Genomic DNA, 20512 nt, shown 5'->3' on the forward strand with positions numbered 1-20512 from the left:
GCATTTAATTGCAAAGTTTTCTTCATATAGAAGAAAATGGGTGCAAAAAATCATAATAATTTGTATGATAGAAACGGAAAGATTAACGAATAGGAGTGATCTATTACCCTGCTGTCTACAAGACACACATCATTAAGAGAATGGAAGTGGAGATATGGAGCTAGGAAGGATGAGTATGGAGGACATACGTATATGAATGAGATGATAAAAACATTGATAGTCGATGACCATCCGCTGTTTGCTTATGCAATTAGGGAATTGCTGAACAAATTAGAAAGTGTTGAAGTGATCGGTATCGCAAATAATGGAGCAGAATGCATGATTGAACTTGCGAAGCATCAGCCCAATCTCATATTCCTTAACGACCAACTGCCCGATCAACTTACGACTCAAGTCGCTGCCCAGATTAAGGAAGACTATCCAGACGTACATATTGTTATATTAACTAGCCGCGATATGACGGAAGATATGGAACAATTAATAGAGTTAAAGATAAGTGGCATCCTCCCTAAAGACTCGAGTCTAAGAACGATCAGAACGATGGTGAACTGTATTCTAGATAATCACACCATGCTGCCGATCTCACTTTATCATCAAATTCATATAAATGGGTCTATCTCACAAGAGGAGTTAACCCCAGAAGAAGTTCGAATCATGAGCATGCTCGTTAAGGGCAGTACACATCAACAAATAGCCGAACAGATCCATATGAGTAAACGTTCCGTGGATAACTATCTTAAGCGTATCTATAACAAATTGAATGTGAAATCACGTACAGAAGCGATGGAGAAATTTATTAAGAGTAAACATTACTCCCGCTATTTAAAAGCCTCCACAGAATAAACTTAAGAATGAGAATAAGCCTTGCACATCGCTGTGCAGGGCTTTTACGATTTACTCCAAGATGGACTAGCGCATATAATATGAGTTACATCGGTAATTATTGTTTTTTTCAGAAATTATAGATTAGGAGTTAATCACATGAACAAAATCTTTCTAATATCAGGTAGTGCCGCAAATCCAGCCCATACAACAACATTAATCCACTATATTGCTCGTCAATTAGAGGAACATGAGTGTGAAGTAACAGTCTGGAACCTACAAGAGAAGCCACTTCCTTTCATCGACCCTGCATTCCACCACAACCCACAAGACCATACTGTACAGGTTGTTCGTGAGTTTGTGCAACTAGCAAGTGAAGCGAATGCATTCGTCATTGGCACGCCTAACTACCACAACTCCTACACTGGTATCGTGAAGAATTCCTTAGACCTTTTAAGCTTTGCTCAATTTAAAAATAAACCTGTCGGTCTCGTTGCAAATGGCGGCGGTATCCGCAGCACACAGCCAGTCGACCAACTACGTATCGTCATTCGCGGTGTGCTAGGGATTGCAATTCCAATGCAGGTTGTGGCATCTAATAGCGATTTTATCGAAGTACAGGATGGCTACGAGCTTCAAGATGAAGCAATCAAGTCCCGTGTCGCAATGTTTACAGAGCAGTTGGTTGATTTTACAGAGCGATTTAAGGATTAAATATCAAAAAGCAAAAAGAGCAGTCCTCCACTTTATGTTTCAAAGGGGTGGGCTGCTCTTTTTTAGTAATCATATGCGATTAATTTAGCTTGATCTCGATTTGGTTGGTTGGGTCTTTGTAATAATAGAAACCTGGGTTCAGCTCCAATTTACTGTTTAAGTCTACATTCTTATAGCGTTCTACATTCTTTTTCACACGAGACGGACCACTCGGAACGTATTCTGGGTAAATATCTGTTCCATTACTCCGCATCACAGATTGGCTGATACCAAGAAATTGAGGAGAGTCGGAGTCCGATTCAACGACTAGATCCTTACCCTCTAGGTAGTACGTGAACGGAATATCCATACCGTCTAGTCGAATTTCCACATGTTGCTTATTAGTCGTTGGTTTATTGAGCACCATCCAATGTTTGGATGTGTCTCGCTTTGATACCGTCGCATCTCCCAAGAGAAGCTTCATCGGCACCTTCGACCAATCTTTAAACCACTCCGGCGACTGGAATGCATACATCTCATCAAATTTGTCACCCTCCCCCATCTTCAAACCAAATGATCCCTTTACCTCTTGTTCTCCTATCATTAGACGTGCTGAGTTGTAAGATACCCTTCCATTCTTTGGAGCTACTAGGGATGGATCCTTTTGAATATCAATTCGAATTTCAAGAGGTGTAATTACAAGCTGATCTAGCTTCTGTCCCGTTTGCTCCTGTTCTGCTTTAGTAGTCACTAACTTACGTTTATAGATCGCCTCGCTCGCTTTCTTACCATCTACCTTCAGATTAAAATTCCATTTACTCGGTATGACTTTTGTCTCTTCATTATATTTCAAATACAATCCAGCTTTATCCCACTCTTGTGCAGTTATATTGAAAATCTGTGAAACATACAATCCAGACTGATCATTCGGTAATACAGTGGTATTCGCGTTTATTTCTTTACCATCACTCGTCTTGAGACCAAGGCGTAGGTAAGCATTGTTCAAGGTTGGAGCATCACCCTTTATCCGATAACGAACCTCTAATTGGTTATTTGACTCTATCAATGACTCCACCTGGATACTTGGAGACATCTTCACCCCCGTATCGATTATATCGCCAGCTTTCACACCTGATTTCAAACTCACTTCTTTATTATTTATGAAAAAGAGTCCTTCCGCTTCAAGCGCGTAACTTTTCTTCTTATCCTTCAGTTCGTCCTTCATTTCATATATACCTAGCAGCTTGCCGCTAGCTTGATCATATTTCAAGTAACCATTTAGTTTCGTACTATTGCCTGACTCATCTTTCATCGTCATCTGTTTGATGCCAATGATGTCCGACTGATTAACACCTTCTGGCAACTCAACGGATACCATCACTTTCATTTTCTCCCCATCGGTCACAACGCCATTAACCGTCATGGTCGCCCCTTCACTCTTCGCATGAAGATCATAACGCTGACCAAATCCGTTATCTAACGCCGTAGTTACCGTTTTACCTCCCATCAAGCTATCCCAATTCAGAGCTACCCCTGCCACAGCAGCAGGTACAGCGACGATCATACAGCAAGCAAATACGACAGCTGCGGGAACCAATTTTCTTTTTTGCATATTCGAATTCGACTCCTTCATCTCTAATTTACGCTTCGTAACTTCTTTCTCAATGGCATTCCACATTGCATCATAATCGGGCTTCACTACTGGTCATCTCCTTTACTTGGGGTGTCGTGGCCATTTTCTGTAGGTTCTTCAGACCACGGTTTAATCGAGACTTCACCGTTCCTTCCGGAACCCCCATCGCACTTGCAATCTCTGGTACAGTCAGTTCGTTCACATACCGTAGAGTCACAACCATCCGCAGTTTATCTGGCAACCTGCTATATAACTCATAGAACTCCATCTTCATCTCTTGCTGATCATAACCTTCTTCAACTGGATTTGAGTTACGAGGACGGGATAGTAAGTATGTAAGTAGTTCTTTCGTCCATCCATTCTTGCGCCGCTTGAGCACACTGTTGCATTCATTCGTAGCAATTCGCAGCAGCCATGGTTTCAACTCTTGTATCTGTGATCGATTCGCTAGGATCGCTTTCACGAACACTTCTTGGCAAATATCTTCCGCATCCGCATGGCTACGCATCATGTAATAACACAGACGGTACACCTGCTCCTTATAGGTTTCGAACAGTTCGCGGTCACTCACCCCATCAGCACCTCCTTTATCGTGGTCTCGATTGTATGACTAACAACGGGCTTGAATCGTTCCGTTCTTATTGGAATTTTTTTAAAATATTAAAATAATGATAAGCCTTATTGAGCAATCCCGTACAGGCTTTCATTCTTCGGGCAAAAAAACTTTTTAAATATTCATTGACAAGAATATTCTTAATAAGGTATATTCAAAACAAGAAATCGATACGGACTTCTCAAGCGAAAATAATAAGATACTTGAGACGGATCGAAAAAAAAAACCAATTTTAGGAGGATGTTTTCAATGAAAAAAACAACAATTCTTTACTGGGTATTCACAGTGTTGCTAGTCGCTTTAATGGGTATGGGTGCCATTCCAGATATGCTCTCTGATCCTTCCGCAGTTGCACTGTTCGATCATCTCGGTTACCCTGCATACCTTCTTCCCTTTATCGGGTTTGCCAAGTTGCTAGGGGTTATCGCAATCCTTGTTCCTAAGTTTTCAAGAATTAAAGAATGGGCGTATGCAGGTTTCGTCTTCGATCTTACTGGTGCGATGTACTCCAATGTTATGGTAGACGGCTTTGCAAGTGTGACCATGTTCCTTATCGGCTATGTCGTTATCGCAGGTTCTTACATCTACTCTCACAAAAGACAGAAAGCACGCCTTCTTCAAACAAACGGAGTACGTGAAACAAGCGGAAAGCGCACTTTGAGCTTGGGTTAATCGTATCGTGATAAATAATAAAACACCTTCAAGGATTACCATTTGATAAAGTGGTAATCCTTAAAGGTGTTTTTTTCTAGATATATTATGCCAATCGCCCTACATACATCATTTCATCCACTTCACGCTGATCGACAGCACCATCCATAATCTGCTGCACATCTTGCATCGTCTCTTGCAGCGTAACACTTACGCCAGCTTTACCTGTAGCAGGTTCTGCTACATAGAACGGCTGTGTGAAGTACGCCTCAAGACGCTCACCGCGCAAGAAAGTTTGCACTTCAGAAGCAGGCAATCTCTCTTTACCTTGTGCTTGCACGAGGAAGCGTAATTCTTTGTACCGGCGAAGCAGCTTTTTCGCTTTTTGACGAATGAGCTGATGCTGAGCTTCCACATACGTTCCTTCAACAATTTCAGAAGTAGACTGAATCGGATTCACAGCCGGGAAATATCTTCGTGCCGCCATATCAGCGTCTAATTGCCACAGCGTTTCAAGCGGACCATATGGTAAATCTTCATCCACCGCTTCGCCTTGCAGATCCACAAGGAATGTGGTTAAGGAAGCAATGCCCGCATCATGCAGACGATCTTGCAGCTCGTAAATTTGATTGTTCAGCACATGGGAACGATCCGCAGCCAGGATAACATCACAAGAATCGCCCAGCTTCTTCACTTCAGCAAACACTTCATCTACACTACTGCAACGAATGTTAGCTTCACCTGCCACATCTTCAATGCCTACATGCGTACCTTCCGGCTCTAGAAGTATCGCCCTAAACCCTTGCTTTTTCAACCGATTGAACAATTCAGCGAGTAACACCAATTGCCCCATCATCGGTCTGGCTACCAGTCCAATATTGCCACCTTTAGCTAGTGGTGCAAACAAATCCAGCGATTTAATTCCGGTTTCGATCATTTCGAATCTCTCCCCTACTAGAATTAATTCGTCTAAGCTGCAATTCGCGAGTGATGCAAGTGATACCAGTGTTCGAACTTCTGCACGCCCTACAGGAATTTTTCCCGTACATAGATTGGAGACCGTTGCCGATCGGAGCCCTACCGCGCGTGCAGCACTTGTTAGATTTGGAACACGTTTACGAAGTAACGCCACGTTGAGTCGAATATCTTCCAATATTTTCAACCTCCTTTACGTTACAGCGTACTTTATTTTACCTTAGAACGCAATAGGTATTTACGTTGAAAATAATATTTGTTGCGCTATAGCGTAATTCAATTCACGTAATCGTCAATTTCCCTACCCATGCCCATTTTCCAACATCAAAATTTCTTCATAATTTACAACTTGAAGCATATCTAGCTTCGTAGCTGACGTTATCTGCTTATCGTCATCAAGCAATTGAATCTCATCACGCTTAATCTGAATGTTGCGCATCTGAATTTGCTTGACCTGTTGCATGAATTGCTCGTCATCTTTCCCGTACTCATGCTCCTTTATGATCTTCGGGTAATGATGAATCACGAGCAGCGATTCCAATCGGTGTTCGGGTCTAGTCTGCTTCTTAATCGCAACAACCGCTGCCAGCTGCAACTGTTTCTCAATCGATTTATATTCTTCAACTAACCTCGTAACCCGTACTTCATTCGATGCCTTCATCTTGAGATAAACCTGATTCAACCTCCTGCGCATCAACATGAACTTGATTCTCCCCCAGAACCCGAACGATTGTCGCTCCTGCACTAACATGGGGTAGATCATCTTAAGCTCAGGTGATATGACGTCATCACGGATAAGCTCCTCTAACTTCTCTTCTTGTGCTACCCGTCCAATCTGCTGAAACTCTCGAATGGCCGATTCCGATAGCTTAATTGAACCATGCTGTACATCGCGTAATTGCTCCTCAAGCTGCCTAATGATAACGGCAGTCGCCCTCCGATTGTCTGGCTCTATCTCTGCGGTTAACTGCTGAATCACTTGATGAAGCATTTGACTGCTTGCCTCTTTTCGAGACAAAAGTACAGAGTCTGTTATCCCTTCATCCGCCTTAACGCCAAGTATCGGAATGATAAAAGTCGCAACGAGTAAGCTAATGAGGATCACACTTGCCGCGATAAACAGAATCGTATTTCGAAGCGGAAAAGGAGCCCCGCTCGTTAGCAGATACGGGGTCGACAGCGCCGTTGCAAGTGTGATCGTTCCATGCACTCCACATACACTCGCGGCAAATGCATAGCTGATTCTTGTTGGCAAAGAGCTACTTCCATTCTTCTTACGACTCGGAGCTATGAATTTTTCAAACAACAGATACACCCATCCAAAGCGTGCCACGAATAGCGCAATGAATATCGTAAACGCCAATAGCACTGCAGTCAGAATCGAGACCTCTCTACTTACTAGGAGTCCTTGAATCACATCAGGTAATAAGAAACCAAGGAGAACGAATACGAATCCATTGAGTACATAACTAAACACTGACCAGGTATTGGAGGTCGTAATCTGTAATTTCGTCGACGTCTGCTTTAAGCGATCCCGCTCCACCCCATGAATAATCCCTGCGATTACCACAGCGAGAATGCCGGATACATGCAGTTCCTCTGCAATAATATAGATCAAGAACGGAGTCATCAGCAGAATTACAACTAAGGAATGAACCTCTTCCAGTCCTCTCTTCCGTAAAAATAATCGGAAGTTCACAACCAGAATACCTAACACAATCCCTACCAATAAACCTCCAATGGACACGAACACAAAATTACGAGTTGCACCACCTAATGAGAACACACCTGTCATGACAACACCGAGTGCTACTTTAAAAGACACCAATCCCGCCGCATCATTGAGCAGTGACTCCCCTTCCAAAATCAACATCAGCCCTTCTGGAAACTTCTTGCCGCGTGTCATCGATTGAACGGCAACCGCATCCGTAGGCGACAACACGGCCGCAAGTGCAAATGCAGCTGCAAGCGGCATCGCCGGGAGTAGAAGATGAATGAAGTAGCCAATCCCTACTACCGCGAAGATAACAAGCCCCAGAGCCATAAGTAAGATTGGCTTGCGATACTCCCACAAGTCTCTACGTGAAATATTCTGAGCATCTCCGAACAGAATCGGCGCGATCAGACAAATCAGGAACACTTCAGGTTCGAACTGAAATACAACAGGGATCGGCACCCATGAGAGCACAGCACCAAGTCCAATTAAATAAAGCGGTAACGGCACTTTCGGAAACAGAAGGTGCAACACCGTACCCAATACGATTAAGATCGAAAAGCTCAAGAATGCATACATCAATTCCAATGTCGGACAACCTCTTTCCTCTATTTTCATAAAAAGGATATTTGCAAGTAGGATGCCCATCTCATAAAAAAACCGAGCACGCTCAGAATCTAAATTCCAAGTCACTCGGTTTATCCTTCTTACACTATGAAAGATTACTCGTCATACGTAGATCTAATTGCTCCAATACAAACGGCCAAGCCTGTTCATGCCCATCTCTAGATTCTTCGTCTGGGAAGCCTGCATGTGTAAGAATGATACGACTTCCACTACTACTAGGTTCAATCTCAACAGTAACCACTGTCTCTGCACCCTTCGTTCCACCGGCTCCTGTCACCCAAGTCAGTTCAATTAGACGATCTTCCACGAGCCTTAAGAATCTTCCGTAATGCGGATGACGACTGCCATTAAACTCGGTCTCGAAGAAAAATGGTGTATTGACTATACCCTGCATCAGCACGCTATCCGGTGCGGCGAACCAACTACCTATCTGCTTAGTCCATGCTCGATAAATCACCTCAGGTGAAGCCGCCATCTGGCGTTCTACCTGCAAATTATAGGGTTTTAATGACAAATCTGGCTTACGGATGATCTCCATAATTCGCCCTCCTTCTTATCCTACTTTTATTATAACAACCATCTTGTCCAAATATTCCTTTACAAGAATATTCTCCATATGGTATATTCAATTCAAGAAGAAAACAACCAAACAAAAAATGAAAATTAGAGGAGAATGACAAATGAGAAAAGTAATCGTATCCGAGTTTATATCTGTAGATGGTGTTATCGAAAATCCAGGTTGGACGTTCCAATTCCACACAGAAGAACAAGATAAGTTCAAATTCGAAGAGTTGAAAAACTGCGATGCACTGTTGCTTGGTCGTGAGACTTATACAGGTTTTGCAGGCGCTTGGCCGAACATGACAGAAGAAGGCTTGTATGCAGAGTGGATGAACAACTACCCGAAATACGTAGTGTCCACAACTTTAGAGAACCCAGAGTGGAACAACTCCACTGTCATCAAAGGTGACCTTACTGAAGAGATTAACAAGCTCAAAGCACAACCAGGCAAAGACATCGTAGTGTTCGGAAGTGCAACACTCGTCCAATCTCTACTCAAGCTTGGTTTAGTCGATGAACTTCGCCTTATGGTCTATCCAATTATCAAAGGCACGGGCAAGCGCTTGTATGATGAGGCTGCTGATGACAATCTACTTAAGCTTGTTAGCACAGAAACTTTCCCAACTGGTGTTGTGGTTCTTACTTACCACAAAGCATAATTCCCTGATGCTATTTGATAATAAATAAAGGATTGCAACGCTGCCCATGAAACGGCTGGTTGCAGTCCTTTTTACACATCCAAGTCCATTATTTAAAATACGATTGTAAATGAGGGGGAATAGACTCTTTATCAGGACCCTTTAAGTGTGCATAATCAATAAGCTTTACATGTACAATCGGAGATATTTCAAATGTAAAACGATCTTTCCCTATTGTATTATGTGCCCCTATTGAAGGAGTCACATCAATTGTAGTTAAGAAATCGAATCCGCGGAATCCGTTCACCCGCTTAACTTCTATCCACTGCACTTCATAAGGATAAAATATCGGCGGTACTTTCAATACACCTGAATATGTTTCGTTCAGTTTACTTTGAATATATGGAGCTAGAAAGAGTACTAACATATCTTGAACCTGCAATTCCCGAGAATCGTGGTCAGGTAATGTTACTCTCGCATCCACAGATATTGGATTTGTGCAAATCAGACCAACTGCAAGCCAGACGAATAGCAGCTTAATTTTCATTGAATGCTCCCCTTTAGTATCCATCATAACGATAAGGTTTCCTAAAGGGAGGCTTTCATCCCTATTCATGCTGAAGCAGTAAACGGAATCATTGTCTCGAACTGGTATTCCTACACCTAAGTACATCCAAGCGCCACTTACTAACTGATTATCCACATATGCACCTTAGATATGCAAATAAAAAGCACACGAAGGTACTCTTCATGTGCCCCTATTTTCTAAATCCCTACTGTATTTCCTTTTTCAAGTCTCACGATATGCTTCTCGCCTTCTTCCGCTAATTGACGGAATTGAGCAATGGTATCACGCATCTTAGGAAGTGCTTGTTGTTTGTACGTACTAATCGATTCAAGAGCTGCGAACGAGTCTGCGAATGCTTGTTTGAGCGTATCCACGGAGATGCTCGCTTCAATCGCTTGCTTCTGGATCGCTACCCCTTGTTCATTTAACATTTTGGAAGTGTTAGATATGAATTGGTTGGTCGTTGCATTCAGTGCGTTGATACGCTCAAGGACGATTTTCTGATTATACAAAGCACTCGCTACAGTAACCGCTACCCTTAGAGCCGAGATTGTGACGGTATTCGCCCGATCCACCCCTCGAATCAGTTCATTGTTATTTCGAATAACGACCTCGAATGAAATGTACCCTTGCTGATTCACAGCCATCATCGCTTGCATATCCATCGCCCGTTGACGAAGTGGGAACAGAACCTCTTCTGTAATGAACCGAATCTTCTCCGCATCTTCATTCCGCGATTTCGCAACTGCTACTTGCGTTTCAATCGATTCATCCATAAAGTTAACCAGCTGAATTTCTTTTTGCAATCGCTTGGTCAAGTCACGAAGGGCTTGCTGCTCGATCAGTAGCGTTGTATTGTCATCCTTCAAGGTTTGTTTACCGTCATTAAGCATTTTAATAATGTTGTTAATGACTGCATCTGCTCGTTCGAACTTCTGGAAATAGGCGCGAAGCGGATTAAATAGTTTGCCTAGAAAACCTTTTTTCATGAAATCAATCACACTCGGATCAAGATCCTTCAATTGCAGCTGCAACTCGCCAAGTCCCTTGGCAACTACACCGCCTTCATCACCGGATTTAGATAAATTACCGACGGTTATTTGAAGCATTCGGTTCTTATCTGAAGATTGTTTCATGGTAGATACACCGAACACATCGACTGTCGATAGAACCTCTTTTCTTTTTTCAAGCGAATCCATATTCAGATCCATAATCGATTGTACGTTCTGATCAGCTTGTTCCTTGAGCTTAACGAGTTCTTCTGGGATGGGTTGAACTTGCTCCACAGCAACTGCCTTAATCTCTTCATCACTTGCTACATTCATTGAGAATGACATCCATACACGCTCCTCGATTTCATTCGTAGGTAACCCTTACATTTGAACATTGAATAAGTTACCGATCTTATAAACCACATCGTCTGTATCGGCATTGATACTGGCTGCCTCGTTGATACTCGAAATATTCTGGAGCGCCTTAATGTCTGCGTTGTAACCAATCGTGTAGATCGGTATTTTGAATGCACTGATCAAACTTCGAACTTCTTCTAGCGTACTTCCCTTATTGGTGTCTCCGTCACTTAATACGAAAATAATCGGCTTTACATTAGGATCTGCGGCCATATAATCCTGAAGCATCTTAATGGAAACGACAATTGCATCGAACGTTGCCGTTCCGCCCCCAGATTGCAGACTATTCACCGTTCCTACAAATAAAGATTGCTGATTGGTATCATATTTCGCAATGGGCAGATTAATCGTCACGTTATCGGAGTACGAGATTAAACCAATATGGTTATCTTGACCGAGATATTTCTGTCCTTTTTGCAAAGACTCTTTCAACTTCTTAAGCGGCGCACCGTCCATACTACCTGAGATATCGGTTACGAATACCGCAGCAACAGGTTTGTTCACATTCTTCTTTTCTTTCCATACTTTCTGTGCAGATGCGAGTGTGTCTTCCTTAATTGTACCGAGTTCAGATTTGTAGTCTTCAAGACCATTAAATCCTTTATCCTTAGCAGACTGTTGATACTTTGCCTGCGTTACAAATTCAGCGAACTTCTTAACAATCTCAAGCTTTTCTTTCGAAATATCACCTAACGCATAAAGCGGACTGTCGTGCCTTACACCGAATGGATTAAACACGTAGTCATTTTTCAAATCAGACGCATTAATAAAAGTTTGGTATTCCAATACGAAGCCATCAAGCTTTCCTGACTTTGCTGCGTCGCGCATCTGAATTGTCGTCGAAGCTGTAAACGGCACATTCGCTTGGAACTTCTCAAACCCTTGAACTGCTTTCTCGCCAAGAGGATTGGAACTATCGAACGTATTGAGTGCAGTTACCAGGAAGTTCAATCCCGTTGAACTTGCAAAAGGATCTGTATAACCCATCGCAAACTCATTCTTGGATATTGCCTCTGTCACGGTCTTCACATTCACAGACCCATACTTGCTTACAAGTGCATCATTCTTTGCTTTGGATATAACAATACCAGGTACGTTTCCTACTAATCGTTTGTTTACTAATTGTGTTTTCACGCCACTAGCCTTGATCATCTCGCCCCAGAGCTCATTGGAAGGTGTGAAAGCATCCGGCACATATTTGCCAGATTTAATGTAGTCCGCTGCTGTTCCTGAAGCAATATTACGTACCTTGACCGAAGCAGGTTTTCCGTTTACAGCAATCTGTGCTTTGTTAAATTCTTCAGCGACTTCGGTTAGCCAACCATCGACGCCTTTACCCGACTTTTCGGTTGAAGAGAATACTTCAATAAACTGATCCGTTGTATTATTTACTGTAATAGGAAATTTCGAAATGTCTGGGAGGGATTCTGCGAGGTCGACTGGATTGAGGTCAATTTGTCCCTTAACAGGCTTACCATTCGTGACTTTAATATCGGAGTACAATTTGTTCAGCTGCTTGGTTGAATCTTCAGTGCTTACTTGGTCTTTACTTTTCCCTAAATCTGAGGTGAGATTTATCCCCACATACACGGCAATAAATACGACGACGATTATAAGTGCGGACAGAAAGAAGAACTTTTTTTTGTTCATCGTTAATACCCCTCTACTGTTTGTAGTATTTGGTTTGTTTAATCAACGAGTCAATTTCTTGCATGCATGCCATTTGTTCGATATCGCCTAACTCAAGGCTATCTAGAAGAGAGATCTCTAGCAGTAATCGATCTAATTTAAGTAAAATTTCTTCATTTGTATTTATCGAATTTTTGACGAAAGACAGGTAATCATTGTAGATCTTCGTTTTCTCCTGAATGACTTGCGCTGACAATCGAGACGATTTGCCTCGCATCAGACTTTCAAATTCAGCTTCATCAAATACACTCAAACGATTCAGTATACTTCTGATGTTCAAATAAAATAACTTATACACCTCTTGCGTAATTGAAGCGAACTTCTGATAACTCAGCCCCCCTTGATCGAATCGCTGACTCAGCACAGTGGATAACGTTTCTTGCTTTTTTTGCAACCGATCCATCTGCTGCAGGGCAAGATCCATATCGGCTTCGAGCACTTTCACTCGTTTGTATGGCCGAAGTGCAGCTTCATAATCCTCAGGAGTGATCATTTGCTTGATCGGATGTTTCTCTGGTTTCTTCACCAGTATCGTATAGACCCCATATATCACTCCAAGCAAGCTGCCAACAAGCAATGAAACCGCAAGTGCCGACGATAATGCGTTTCCACCTATTTTAAGACCAAGAAATCCCGGTGAGAACACCACAATATTCAAGGCAATAACGCCAATTACAATGACCACAAGCTTAATTAGTTTGCCGGCATTCACAGGCATCGGGCTAGTTCCTCCTTTCATCTGTCATTTAACGAGAAATATCGACTTCTACATATTGGTATTGTATCATCTTTTTTGATTATTCAGATTAAAATGTTTAAATATATAAAATAGCCCTTCTATAATTAATATTAGGATTATTAAGATACAATACGATCCATGTTGATTACGGTCTCAACTTCACGAATGATTGTTTTTGGCATAATTTATTCAATAAAAAAAGCCCTTTAAGGGCAATGTCTCAATTGGGCATTCTGTTCCAATCATATTCCATCAACGTTGCGGCATGAACTGCTCTGTCTTCACCTAGCAATCTCGAGACAACATAGAGTGCCGCATCCATACCTGCCGATACCCCCGCAGATAAGACGATTTTGCCATTATCAACGTAACGCGCATCAGGGATAATTTCAGTTGAAACAGGTATCAGCTCTTGTAACGTGTTAATCGCCGAGCGATTCGTCGTCACCTTTAACCCATCTAACAAATTCGCTTTGGCAAGAATTAGAGCGCCCGTGCAGACAGATAGAAGCACTTCAACTTCATCACTAGCCTCTCTTATCCAATTGGTGAGATTCTCGTTAAGCATTGCTGTTCTCGAACCCCAACCGCCTGGCACTACAAGTATATCCGGCTTCGGACAAGTGTGGATCGTATAGCTTGGGTTGATGCTAAGGCCTCCTATTGCGCTTACAGGTTCATCCTTCTCAGCTACCGTATAGACGTTAAAGTCTTTACCGTAATTACTAGAAGATATAAACACTTCGAATGGTCCTACAAAATCTAGTGGTTCCACGTTGTCGTAGATCAAGATTGCTACATTTCTAGCTTGATTCATCGTTACCACCTATTCATCTCCCCGCTCCTAATGATTAACTGAAGACAAATATAGCCAAGCAAATACCATGAAGTCATCTTCGGTCTGCTAGGCTATTATGTAAAATTATATAACTAATGCAATTGCTAATCCATCATATCCTTTACTTCCTACCGTCTGAAATGCCGTAGCAGTCACACGAGGTTCACTTGCAATTAGATCGAAAAATTGTCTTACACCCTGTACATTCGGATCTGTACTATTACCATCAACAACCGCACCATCACGTACCACATTGTCTCCGATAATCATACTTCCCGTACGGGTAAGCTGAAGGGCATAGTCAAAGTAAACTGGGTTATTTGGCTTGTCCGCATCAATAAAGATCATGTCGAAGCACGTATTCTCTGCAACAAGTTCCTTTAATGAATCAATTGCAAGTCCCACTCGAACTTCCACAATATCGGACAATCCAGCACGTGCTATGTTCGCTTTGGCAATTTCAGCGTGCTTTTGATCATATTCTAGCGTAACGATACGTCCACCTGCAGGTAAAGCCCTCGCCAGCCAGATCGTGCTGTAACCACCTAACGTTCCAATCTCTAAGATTGTACTTGCTCCCTGAATTCTTGCTAACAAATGCAACAGCTTGCCTTGGTTCGGTGCAACATCATGTGCGGGCAAACCCGCTTCAGCATTATGCTTTAGCACTTCATCAAGCACAGGATCTTTCTCAATCAGGCGATCCGTGAAGTATTGATCTACATCCGTCCACTTTTGACTCCGCTTAACACTCGATCCAGCCAAATCGTATGAATTGTTCTCCGTATGACTCATGTAAACACACCCTTTCGATTGTAACTTTATCTCGTTTGGGATCCCACTAGAATCATAACAGTAAATAATAATAAACAAAATATTAATAATATTTTGTTTTTAATAAGGAAAAACTATTGGTCTTAGACGATCAATGACTATAAACTTTCATCTTAGAAATTAATCTACCACAGGATCATTAGGAGGATCGTTTATTGGAGCTTACTTATGTCACTTCAAATGCAGCAAAGTTTGAGATTGCAACAACCGTTCTAAGTGAAACGTCAATTCAATTAAATCAAAGTCATCTAGATATCCCTGAAATTCAAAGTATGGACGTAAACGAAATAGCTCGATTCTCAAGCATTTGGGCAAGAGACAAGCTTGGTGAGTCTGTTGTAGTTACTGACGTTGGTTTATACATCAATGCATTAAATGGATTTCCCGGCCCCTTTGTTAAATACGCAAATAATTGGCTAACAGCCGAACAAGTCATAAAACTTTTAGAAGATAAAGAAGATCGCACCGTATACATAAAAGAAAGTTTAGCCTACTGCCCAGTCGATTCAGAACCTCAGATATTCCAAAGAGAAATAAAAGGTAGCCTTGCTACAGAACTTACAGCCAATAAAGGTTCAGTGATGGATCGATTAGTCATACCCGATAATAATCCCCTGTTAGCAGACATTCCAAGCCATGAATTTATGCAATTTTGGGTCAAACATAGTGCATTTCATCTTTTAAAAAAATTGATCCTCTCTAATATTGAAAAATAAACCAAACGAGCCCTAGCGAATATGCTTAGGCTCGTTTCTGCATTATTTTCAAAACCTATTAAATTCTTAAGGCAGCGTTATTGTAAAACTCTTAAATGCAATTCCATCTGCCTTCGGTGGGGTAAACTCAAGCACGGTTTCTTTGCCATCCTTATCCATAGCCACGCCTCCACCGTTAGTTGGTAACATGAAATACGGCGTAATGGTGAGCGTCTTAACACTAGAATCAATTGGATCGAATAGACGACTTCCTGTTACATATTCCTTCCCTTTGACAGCCTTACCCTCACTGCCTCCCGAATGAGAAGTAATCTCTCGTCCTGATTCATCGACCACTTTAAACTCCAAATAACTTGCTAAGTGATTCTTATCTCCGGAAACCGCACTAAAGTTTAACAGCGCTCCTGCCTGACCCATTTTCAAACTCACAACATGAAGATTAATGTCTCCTGCCTGCTGTTTCTCATCAACTGGAATTAACTTCACATTACTTTGAGCCTGAACTGGAATTGTAAAATTCCACGACTTGCCGCTTTCTGTCTCTAAACTTAAACCAAGCTCAAATTGTTCCGGGAAAGTTTGATTCATATTGATATCTAGAATACTTGTGCGAGAAGTGGAAGTGATCGGAATATCCTTCTGTCCACCTCCAAAGCCACTACTTTTCCCGTTCACAAGAAGACTAGGTCGTAGATACAATTCTTCAATCGGTTGATCCGACTGTACGGAGTAACCAATGGAAAGCCGAGTTCCATCATAGAACACTTCATCAACGGTTATGGATGTACCATCTACTTGCTGAGGTTCACCTACCGCATATGTTAGCCCCTGCTGACTTGCTCGCTGCAAACCTAGATCACCAAACTCACTAAATATAGAGCCTACTAACGGAATACGGGAAACCATACTCGCCATTACCGGCGACACAGCAGTCGAGCCTAGAAGCACAACTACCGCCATTGCTGCAGCACCCACTCCAACCCACAGTTTTCGACGTTTAGGAACTTGACGCATAATCTTCGTTTCATAGACGGTTTGGTGAATAATAGCATCTAGTTTATCTAGTGGTACCGGAATCTTATCCATCTCTTGTTTAAATGAGTGTACCTTCTCTCTCATCCGAATACGCTCCCTTCAACCTTGTTCTTAATAACATTAATCCGCGATGTAAATTGGTTTTCACCGTTCCTTCAGGACATTCCACAATAGCCGCAATCTGCTTGATCGTATAATCCTTATAGAATCGGAGCATCAATACCGTCTTATACTTCTCGTCCAGTTCTTCCAGTGCTTGAAGCAGATCAATCTGATCCTCCAACTTCAGCGAACCCGAACCGACCAATTGCTCCAGAACCTCTTGATTGAGAGGGATTACCCGTCGTTTTTTATTTAAAGTCGCAATCGCTGTATGAATCAGAATTCGTACGAGCCACGAAGAGAAGTACGCATTATCCTTCAGTGAACCTATTGCCGTCAGTGCCTTGTAGATGGTCTCTTGAAACACTTCAAGGGCATCCTCTTCCTTACGCATATACACGAACGCCATCTTGTACAACTTTTCCTTCTCCTCATGAATGAGTGCCTGGAAAGCATCCTTATCGCCATTCTTTGCTCTTTCAACTAACTCTATCTTCGCATGCATGCTTGTAATCCTCCTTTCTCCCCTATTAGATCAGCGACGAACGTAAAACGTTTCAATAAAAATAAAAAAAAAGAAACAGCGGTGACTATGACTTGTAAAATAAAGTCTTAGACTGCCGCTGATTCCACCCTTATCGGGTTTGCTATAAGTTCGCGTATTACACAAAAACCGGCAACTTCTCTAAACCCCGCATTAAATAAGTAGGTCTCCATTTTAAATCGTCAAAAGCACCTCTTAACTGAATATCCGGAAACTCTTTAAACAATGTCTTAAAAGCCACCTCTGCCTCAAGTCTAGCAAGCGGTGCCCCCACACAGAAATGTATCCCAAAACCGAACGCCATATGCGGATTATGGCTTCGTTTTATATCAAATTGATCCCCATTCTCAAATTGACTCTCATCCCGATTAGCAGAAGCCAAGGATACAAGAACTAAATCGCCTTTGCTTAATTCCTGCCCTTTATATATCATATCTTCCGCTGCAAAGCGATTCGTCGTTAATTCGACCGGACTATAATAACGCAGCATTTCCTCAATTGCATTCGGAAGCAACTGTTCAGTCTGCTTCAACTCTTCGAATTGATCGGGATGCTGGAACAGTGCAAGCATGCCATTTCCAATTAAATTAACCGTTGTTTCATGTCCTGCGAGAATAAGCAAGAAAATCATGGACAATAACTCTTTAAGAGATAACGGCTCCTCCTCGCTATCTGTATGTATGAGGGAAGATATTAGATCTTGACTTGGATGGCTTCGTTTGTCATCAATTAATTCCGTTAAATAATCAGTCAATTGGGTGAAGACGAGCCCAACATCTTCAGCAACATCTTCTGAGTTATCACTTTCCAATATGGCATTCGTCCACCTTCTGAACTGCTCCTTGTCTTCTTTAGGAACACCTAACAAGGTTCCAATCACAATAATAGGCAGCTGGAACGCAAAATCTGTAATGAACTCGATTTCATCGTTATTTTTCATATCTGCAATTAATTCATCCGTCACTTCTTGCACCATTCCACGTAAATCTTCAATCGCTTTTGGTGTAAAATCTTTTTGAATGTAATGTCGTAACCGAGTATGATCTGGAGGATCTAAATTGACCATTTGATTCGTAATAAGTTCATTTTCAAAAATAGGTATTTTTTGAACAATTTCTTCTTTGCTCAGTATAACTGTTGGATTCTTGATGAAGCGTTTATCTCTCATCACATCTAATGCCTCATTATACCGCGTAACGAGCCAAGCATTAGCCCCATCACCCGTTGTAAAACGATGAAAGCCCTCTTCTCTTCTTAACTCCCTGTATATCGAATACGCCTCCTCTTTAAAACGTGTCGTCGTAAAATCTACTAATGCTTGTATGGTCATACCTTCAGCTCCTGTCCTTAATTTATAAGCATAAAATAAATATACATAAATTTCCATTATTGAATGTATTCGTCCGATTTTCTTAAAATTCCTTCTTTGGGATCCTTATTATTCGTTTTAAAAAAGGTCATGACATGCAGAAATTAAACAACATCGAATTATAGAACCTGTCGATATGACAGGTTTTTTGTTACTCCCCATTCATTTTGACTTGCACCTTGCAAATTTCATTCCAAAACTTTTTCTGAAAATGAGGATATCAAACAAAATAATAGGATTATTCAGATAAATGTATTTGTATACGTTTACTTCCATATTGTTTCAGTTTTACATATAAAACCACAATATGACATTATGGACATAATACCCATTAATAGGTGGGTATATAGACAGAGAATAAAAAGGAGTGAGGAACTTGTACTATTTCTTATTTGTCACCACCGTCGTTTTTCTTGTTTTTCAGCTTTTGTATACGGTCATTCCTCTATTTTGTAGTAAGGTACGACAACTACAAGCAGGTTTGACTGAGAAATCGATCTCGGTTCTCGTTCCTGCGTACAACGAAGAGCTGACGATTGGAAATTGTATAGATGCCATGCAGGGCCTTCTATACAAGAATTTGGAGATTGTTATTATTAACGATGGCTCTACGGATCACACATTCTCCAAGCTGAACTCGTTATTAGACTTGCATCCTGATCATCGCGCAGCAGATAACAATCTGACTTACAAATCGATTAAAGGGATCTATAGGTCCAAGATCTATCCCCATATCTATGTCATTGATAAATTGAACGGCGGCAAAGCAGATTCGCTGAATGCGGGTATTGACTGTGCACAGGGAGAGATTGTCGTTACGCTCGATGCAGATAGCATGCTTGAGATCCATTCGATGAAGTACGTGAATCAATACTTCCACGATCCAGATATTATCGCACTTGGAGGTACAGTGAAGATTGTCCAAGGTGCAGAGAAGCAAGATGGCATCATTATGGAGAAATTCAAAGGTACCGGACTCATTAAGAGCCAGATCATTAGCTATATTCATAGCTTTTATGTACGTAAGCTGACACAGTCCTTCTTTAATTCAATAGTGGTGATATCCGGGGCCTTTGGTGCTTTTTATAAAGACATCCTCGTGGGGGTAAATGGATTTCGCAGTACAGTGGGAGAGGACATTGATATTACTCTCAAAATCCACCAATACATGAAGGCGAACAACTTGAAGAAGAAGCTTGTATATGCGCCTGAAGCCGTATGTTACACAGAATGCCCTGAGAATATCCGTAACTTCTACAAACAGCGTATTCGCTGGCAAAAAGCATTCGTGGATTGCATCTTAATTTATTGGTCCAAATTATCGCGGAAGTTCAGTGTCGGTGTCAGCTTATTTTTTGCAATAGACGGCTTTATCTTAGGTACACTTACAGCATTTACGACGATCTTCTATGTCATTCAGACTCTAATTATCGGAGACAACTTACTTCGTGCCTTAACGCTGCTTGCCGTTACTTTAGTCGTCAATGCTATTCAGATCGTGATTGCGCTATACTTGTGCAACAAATTTAATAGCAATTATTCCATCAAAGATTATGTACGAATGTTCTTGTTTAGTCAGCTCGAACTTTTAACGTATCGAAATCTGCTTTTGTTTATAAACATTGTCGGTACTTTCAAATACTTTGATAACGATGAGGGCTGGGGATTTGTTGAACGTAAAGGTATTGCTGCGATCAGTCAGAATATGCCTGCCCGCTCCCAATAAGCATCTAAGGAGGACA

At 41.6% G+C, this 20512-nt stretch carries 20 protein-coding genes; 6 read left to right on the forward strand and 14 right to left on the reverse strand.

Going from position 1 to position 20512, the window contains the following annotated elements; all coding sequences use genetic code 11:
* Positions 1 to 201 precede the first annotated feature (201 nt).
* Positions 202 to 843: a response regulator transcription factor gene (locus tag NV379_RS11470; protein ID WP_258207449.1), complete on the forward strand. Its 642-nt coding sequence runs from the start codon at positions 202 to 204 to the stop codon at positions 841 to 843.
* Positions 844 to 981: 138 nt separating this feature from the next.
* Entirely contained in the window at positions 982 to 1536 is a 555-nt protein-coding gene (locus tag NV379_RS11475; RefSeq protein WP_258207450.1) for an NADPH-dependent FMN reductase, read from the forward strand.
* Between the two features lie 79 nt (positions 1537 to 1615).
* Here the strand turns inward: NV379_RS11475 and NV379_RS11480 are convergent, their stop codons facing one another.
* Together NV379_RS11480 and NV379_RS11485 are read right to left on the reverse strand one after the other, a co-directional pair.
* On the reverse strand, positions 1616 to 3214 hold the full coding sequence (locus NV379_RS11480; protein WP_258207451.1) for a DUF4179 domain-containing protein: 1599 nt from the start codon (positions 3212 to 3214) through the stop codon (positions 1616 to 1618).
* On the reverse strand, positions 3198 to 3719 hold the full coding sequence (locus tag NV379_RS11485; RefSeq protein ID WP_258207452.1) for an RNA polymerase sigma factor: 522 nt from the start codon (positions 3717 to 3719) through the stop codon (positions 3198 to 3200). Before NV379_RS11485 ends, NV379_RS11480 begins: the two co-directional genes overlap by 17 nt.
* A 291-nt stretch (positions 3720 to 4010) precedes the next feature.
* Here NV379_RS11485 and NV379_RS11490 point away from each other — a divergent pair, with 291 nt between their 5' ends.
* Positions 4011 to 4433, forward strand: coding sequence for a DoxX family protein (locus NV379_RS11490; protein ID WP_258207453.1), 423 nt, complete (start codon positions 4011 to 4013; stop codon positions 4431 to 4433).
* A gap of 85 nt (positions 4434 to 4518) precedes the next feature.
* Here the strand turns inward: NV379_RS11490 and NV379_RS11495 are convergent, their stop codons facing one another.
* From NV379_RS11495 to NV379_RS11505, 3 genes are all read right to left on the reverse strand, one after another.
* Positions 4519 to 5565, reverse strand: coding sequence for a P-loop NTPase family protein (locus tag NV379_RS11495; protein WP_258207454.1), 1047 nt, complete (start codon positions 5563 to 5565; stop codon positions 4519 to 4521).
* Between the two features lie 123 nt (positions 5566 to 5688).
* A complete protein-coding gene (locus NV379_RS11500) occupies positions 5689 to 7719 on the reverse strand; it encodes a Na+/H+ antiporter (protein WP_258207455.1) in 2031 nt (676 codons plus the stop codon).
* Between the two features lie 94 nt (positions 7720 to 7813).
* Complete coding sequence (locus NV379_RS11505; RefSeq protein WP_258207456.1) at positions 7814 to 8266, reverse strand: SRPBCC family protein; 453 nt, start codon at positions 8264 to 8266, stop codon at positions 7814 to 7816.
* 142 nt (positions 8267 to 8408) lie between these two features.
* On the opposite strand from NV379_RS11505, the gene NV379_RS11510 reads away from it, so the two are divergent.
* The gene (locus tag NV379_RS11510; protein ID WP_258207457.1) at positions 8409 to 8948 is read left to right on the forward strand and encodes a dihydrofolate reductase family protein; all 540 of its coding nucleotides are present in this window, start codon (positions 8409 to 8411) and stop codon (positions 8946 to 8948) included.
* An 88-nt stretch (positions 8949 to 9036) separates the two neighbouring features.
* Here NV379_RS11510 and NV379_RS11515 read toward each other — a convergent pair whose 3' ends face one another.
* The 6 genes from NV379_RS11515 to NV379_RS11540 all read right to left on the reverse strand — a co-directional run bounded on the left by NV379_RS11515 (position 9037) and on the right by NV379_RS11540 (position 14965).
* Positions 9037 to 9474 (reverse strand): DUF3888 domain-containing protein, encoded by a 438-nt coding sequence (locus NV379_RS11515; RefSeq protein ID WP_258207458.1) that lies wholly within the window; start codon positions 9472 to 9474, stop codon positions 9037 to 9039.
* Positions 9475 to 9692: 218 nt separating this feature from the next.
* On the reverse strand, positions 9693 to 10832 hold the full coding sequence (locus NV379_RS11520; protein WP_258207459.1) for a toxic anion resistance protein: 1140 nt from the start codon (positions 10830 to 10832) through the stop codon (positions 9693 to 9695).
* A 36-nt stretch (positions 10833 to 10868) separates the two neighbouring features.
* Complete coding sequence (locus NV379_RS11525) at positions 10869 to 12554, reverse strand: vWA domain-containing protein (RefSeq protein ID WP_258207460.1); 1686 nt, start codon at positions 12552 to 12554, stop codon at positions 10869 to 10871.
* Positions 12555 to 12567: 13 nt separating this feature from the next.
* Positions 12568 to 13311: a hypothetical protein gene (locus tag NV379_RS11530; RefSeq protein WP_258207461.1), complete on the reverse strand. Its 744-nt coding sequence runs from the start codon at positions 13309 to 13311 to the stop codon at positions 12568 to 12570.
* Between the two features lie 241 nt (positions 13312 to 13552).
* Positions 13553 to 14149 (reverse strand): DJ-1/PfpI family protein, encoded by a 597-nt coding sequence (locus tag NV379_RS11535; protein ID WP_258207462.1) that lies wholly within the window; start codon positions 14147 to 14149, stop codon positions 13553 to 13555.
* 105 nt (positions 14150 to 14254) lie between these two features.
* Positions 14255 to 14965 (reverse strand): O-methyltransferase, encoded by a 711-nt coding sequence (locus NV379_RS11540; RefSeq protein WP_258207463.1) that lies wholly within the window; start codon positions 14963 to 14965, stop codon positions 14255 to 14257.
* A 194-nt stretch (positions 14966 to 15159) separates the two neighbouring features.
* Between NV379_RS11540 and NV379_RS11545 the strand changes: the two genes are divergently transcribed.
* Positions 15160 to 15720 (forward strand): non-canonical purine NTP pyrophosphatase, encoded by a 561-nt coding sequence (locus tag NV379_RS11545; RefSeq protein WP_258207464.1) that lies wholly within the window; start codon positions 15160 to 15162, stop codon positions 15718 to 15720.
* Between the two features lie 66 nt (positions 15721 to 15786).
* Here the strand turns inward: NV379_RS11545 and NV379_RS11550 are convergent, their stop codons facing one another.
* From NV379_RS11550 to NV379_RS11560, 3 genes are all read right to left on the reverse strand, one after another.
* Positions 15787 to 16839 (reverse strand): DUF4179 domain-containing protein, encoded by a 1053-nt coding sequence (locus NV379_RS11550; protein ID WP_258207465.1) that lies wholly within the window; start codon positions 16837 to 16839, stop codon positions 15787 to 15789.
* Positions 16814 to 17362: a sigma-70 family RNA polymerase sigma factor gene (locus tag NV379_RS11555; protein ID WP_258207466.1), complete on the reverse strand. Its 549-nt coding sequence runs from the start codon at positions 17360 to 17362 to the stop codon at positions 16814 to 16816. Before NV379_RS11555 ends, NV379_RS11550 begins: the two co-directional genes overlap by 26 nt.
* A 157-nt stretch (positions 17363 to 17519) precedes the next feature.
* Positions 17520 to 18731: a cytochrome P450 family protein gene (locus NV379_RS11560; protein WP_258207467.1), complete on the reverse strand. Its 1212-nt coding sequence runs from the start codon at positions 18729 to 18731 to the stop codon at positions 17520 to 17522.
* 415 nt (positions 18732 to 19146) lie between these two features.
* Between NV379_RS11560 and NV379_RS11565 the strand changes: the two genes are divergently transcribed.
* Positions 19147 to 20496, forward strand: coding sequence for a glycosyltransferase family 2 protein (locus tag NV379_RS11565; protein ID WP_258207468.1), 1350 nt, complete (start codon positions 19147 to 19149; stop codon positions 20494 to 20496).
* The last annotated feature ends 16 nt before the right edge of the window (positions 20497 to 20512 follow it).

The sequence above is a fragment of the Paenibacillus radicibacter genome (assembly GCF_024721995.1).
Lineage (GTDB): Bacteria > Bacillota > Bacilli > Paenibacillales > NBRC-103111 > Paenibacillus_AM > Paenibacillus_AM radicibacter.

Bases quoted from the DNA above. Each gene is read 5' to 3' on its own strand.
- NV379_RS11510 (WP_258207457.1), top strand. From the start codon at position 8,409: ATGAGAAAAGTAATCGTATCCGAGTTTATATCTGTAGATGGTGTTATC.
- NV379_RS11525 (WP_258207460.1), bottom strand. From the start codon at position 12,554: ATGAACAAAAAAAAGTTCTTCTTTCTGTCCGCACTTATAATCGTCGTC.
- NV379_RS11500 (WP_258207455.1), bottom strand. From the start codon at position 7,719: ATGAAAATAGAGGAAAGAGGTTGTCCGACATTGGAATTGATGTATGCA.
- NV379_RS11470 (WP_258207449.1), top strand. From the start codon at position 202: ATGATAAAAACATTGATAGTCGATGACCATCCGCTGTTTGCTTATGCA.
- NV379_RS11490 (WP_258207453.1), top strand. From the start codon at position 4,011: ATGAAAAAAACAACAATTCTTTACTGGGTATTCACAGTGTTGCTAGTC.
- NV379_RS11505 (WP_258207456.1), bottom strand. From the start codon at position 8,266: ATGGAGATCATCCGTAAGCCAGATTTGTCATTAAAACCCTATAATTTG.
- NV379_RS11515 (WP_258207458.1), bottom strand. From the start codon at position 9,474: ATGAAAATTAAGCTGCTATTCGTCTGGCTTGCAGTTGGTCTGATTTGC.
- NV379_RS11550 (WP_258207465.1), bottom strand. From the start codon at position 16,839: ATGAGAGAGAAGGTACACTCATTTAAACAAGAGATGGATAAGATTCCG.
- NV379_RS11520 (WP_258207459.1), bottom strand. From the start codon at position 10,832: ATGTCATTCTCAATGAATGTAGCAAGTGATGAAGAGATTAAGGCAGTT.
- NV379_RS11535 (WP_258207462.1), bottom strand. From the start codon at position 14,149: ATGAATCAAGCTAGAAATGTAGCAATCTTGATCTACGACAACGTGGAA.
- NV379_RS11560 (WP_258207467.1), bottom strand. From the start codon at position 18,731: ATGACCATACAAGCATTAGTAGATTTTACGACGACACGTTTTAAAGAG.
- NV379_RS11555 (WP_258207466.1), bottom strand. From the start codon at position 17,362: ATGCATGCGAAGATAGAGTTAGTTGAAAGAGCAAAGAATGGCGATAAG.
- NV379_RS11530 (WP_258207461.1), bottom strand. From the start codon at position 13,311: ATGCCTGTGAATGCCGGCAAACTAATTAAGCTTGTGGTCATTGTAATT.
- NV379_RS11540 (WP_258207463.1), bottom strand. From the start codon at position 14,965: ATGAGTCATACGGAGAACAATTCATACGATTTGGCTGGATCGAGTGTT.
- NV379_RS11475 (WP_258207450.1), top strand. From the start codon at position 982: ATGAACAAAATCTTTCTAATATCAGGTAGTGCCGCAAATCCAGCCCAT.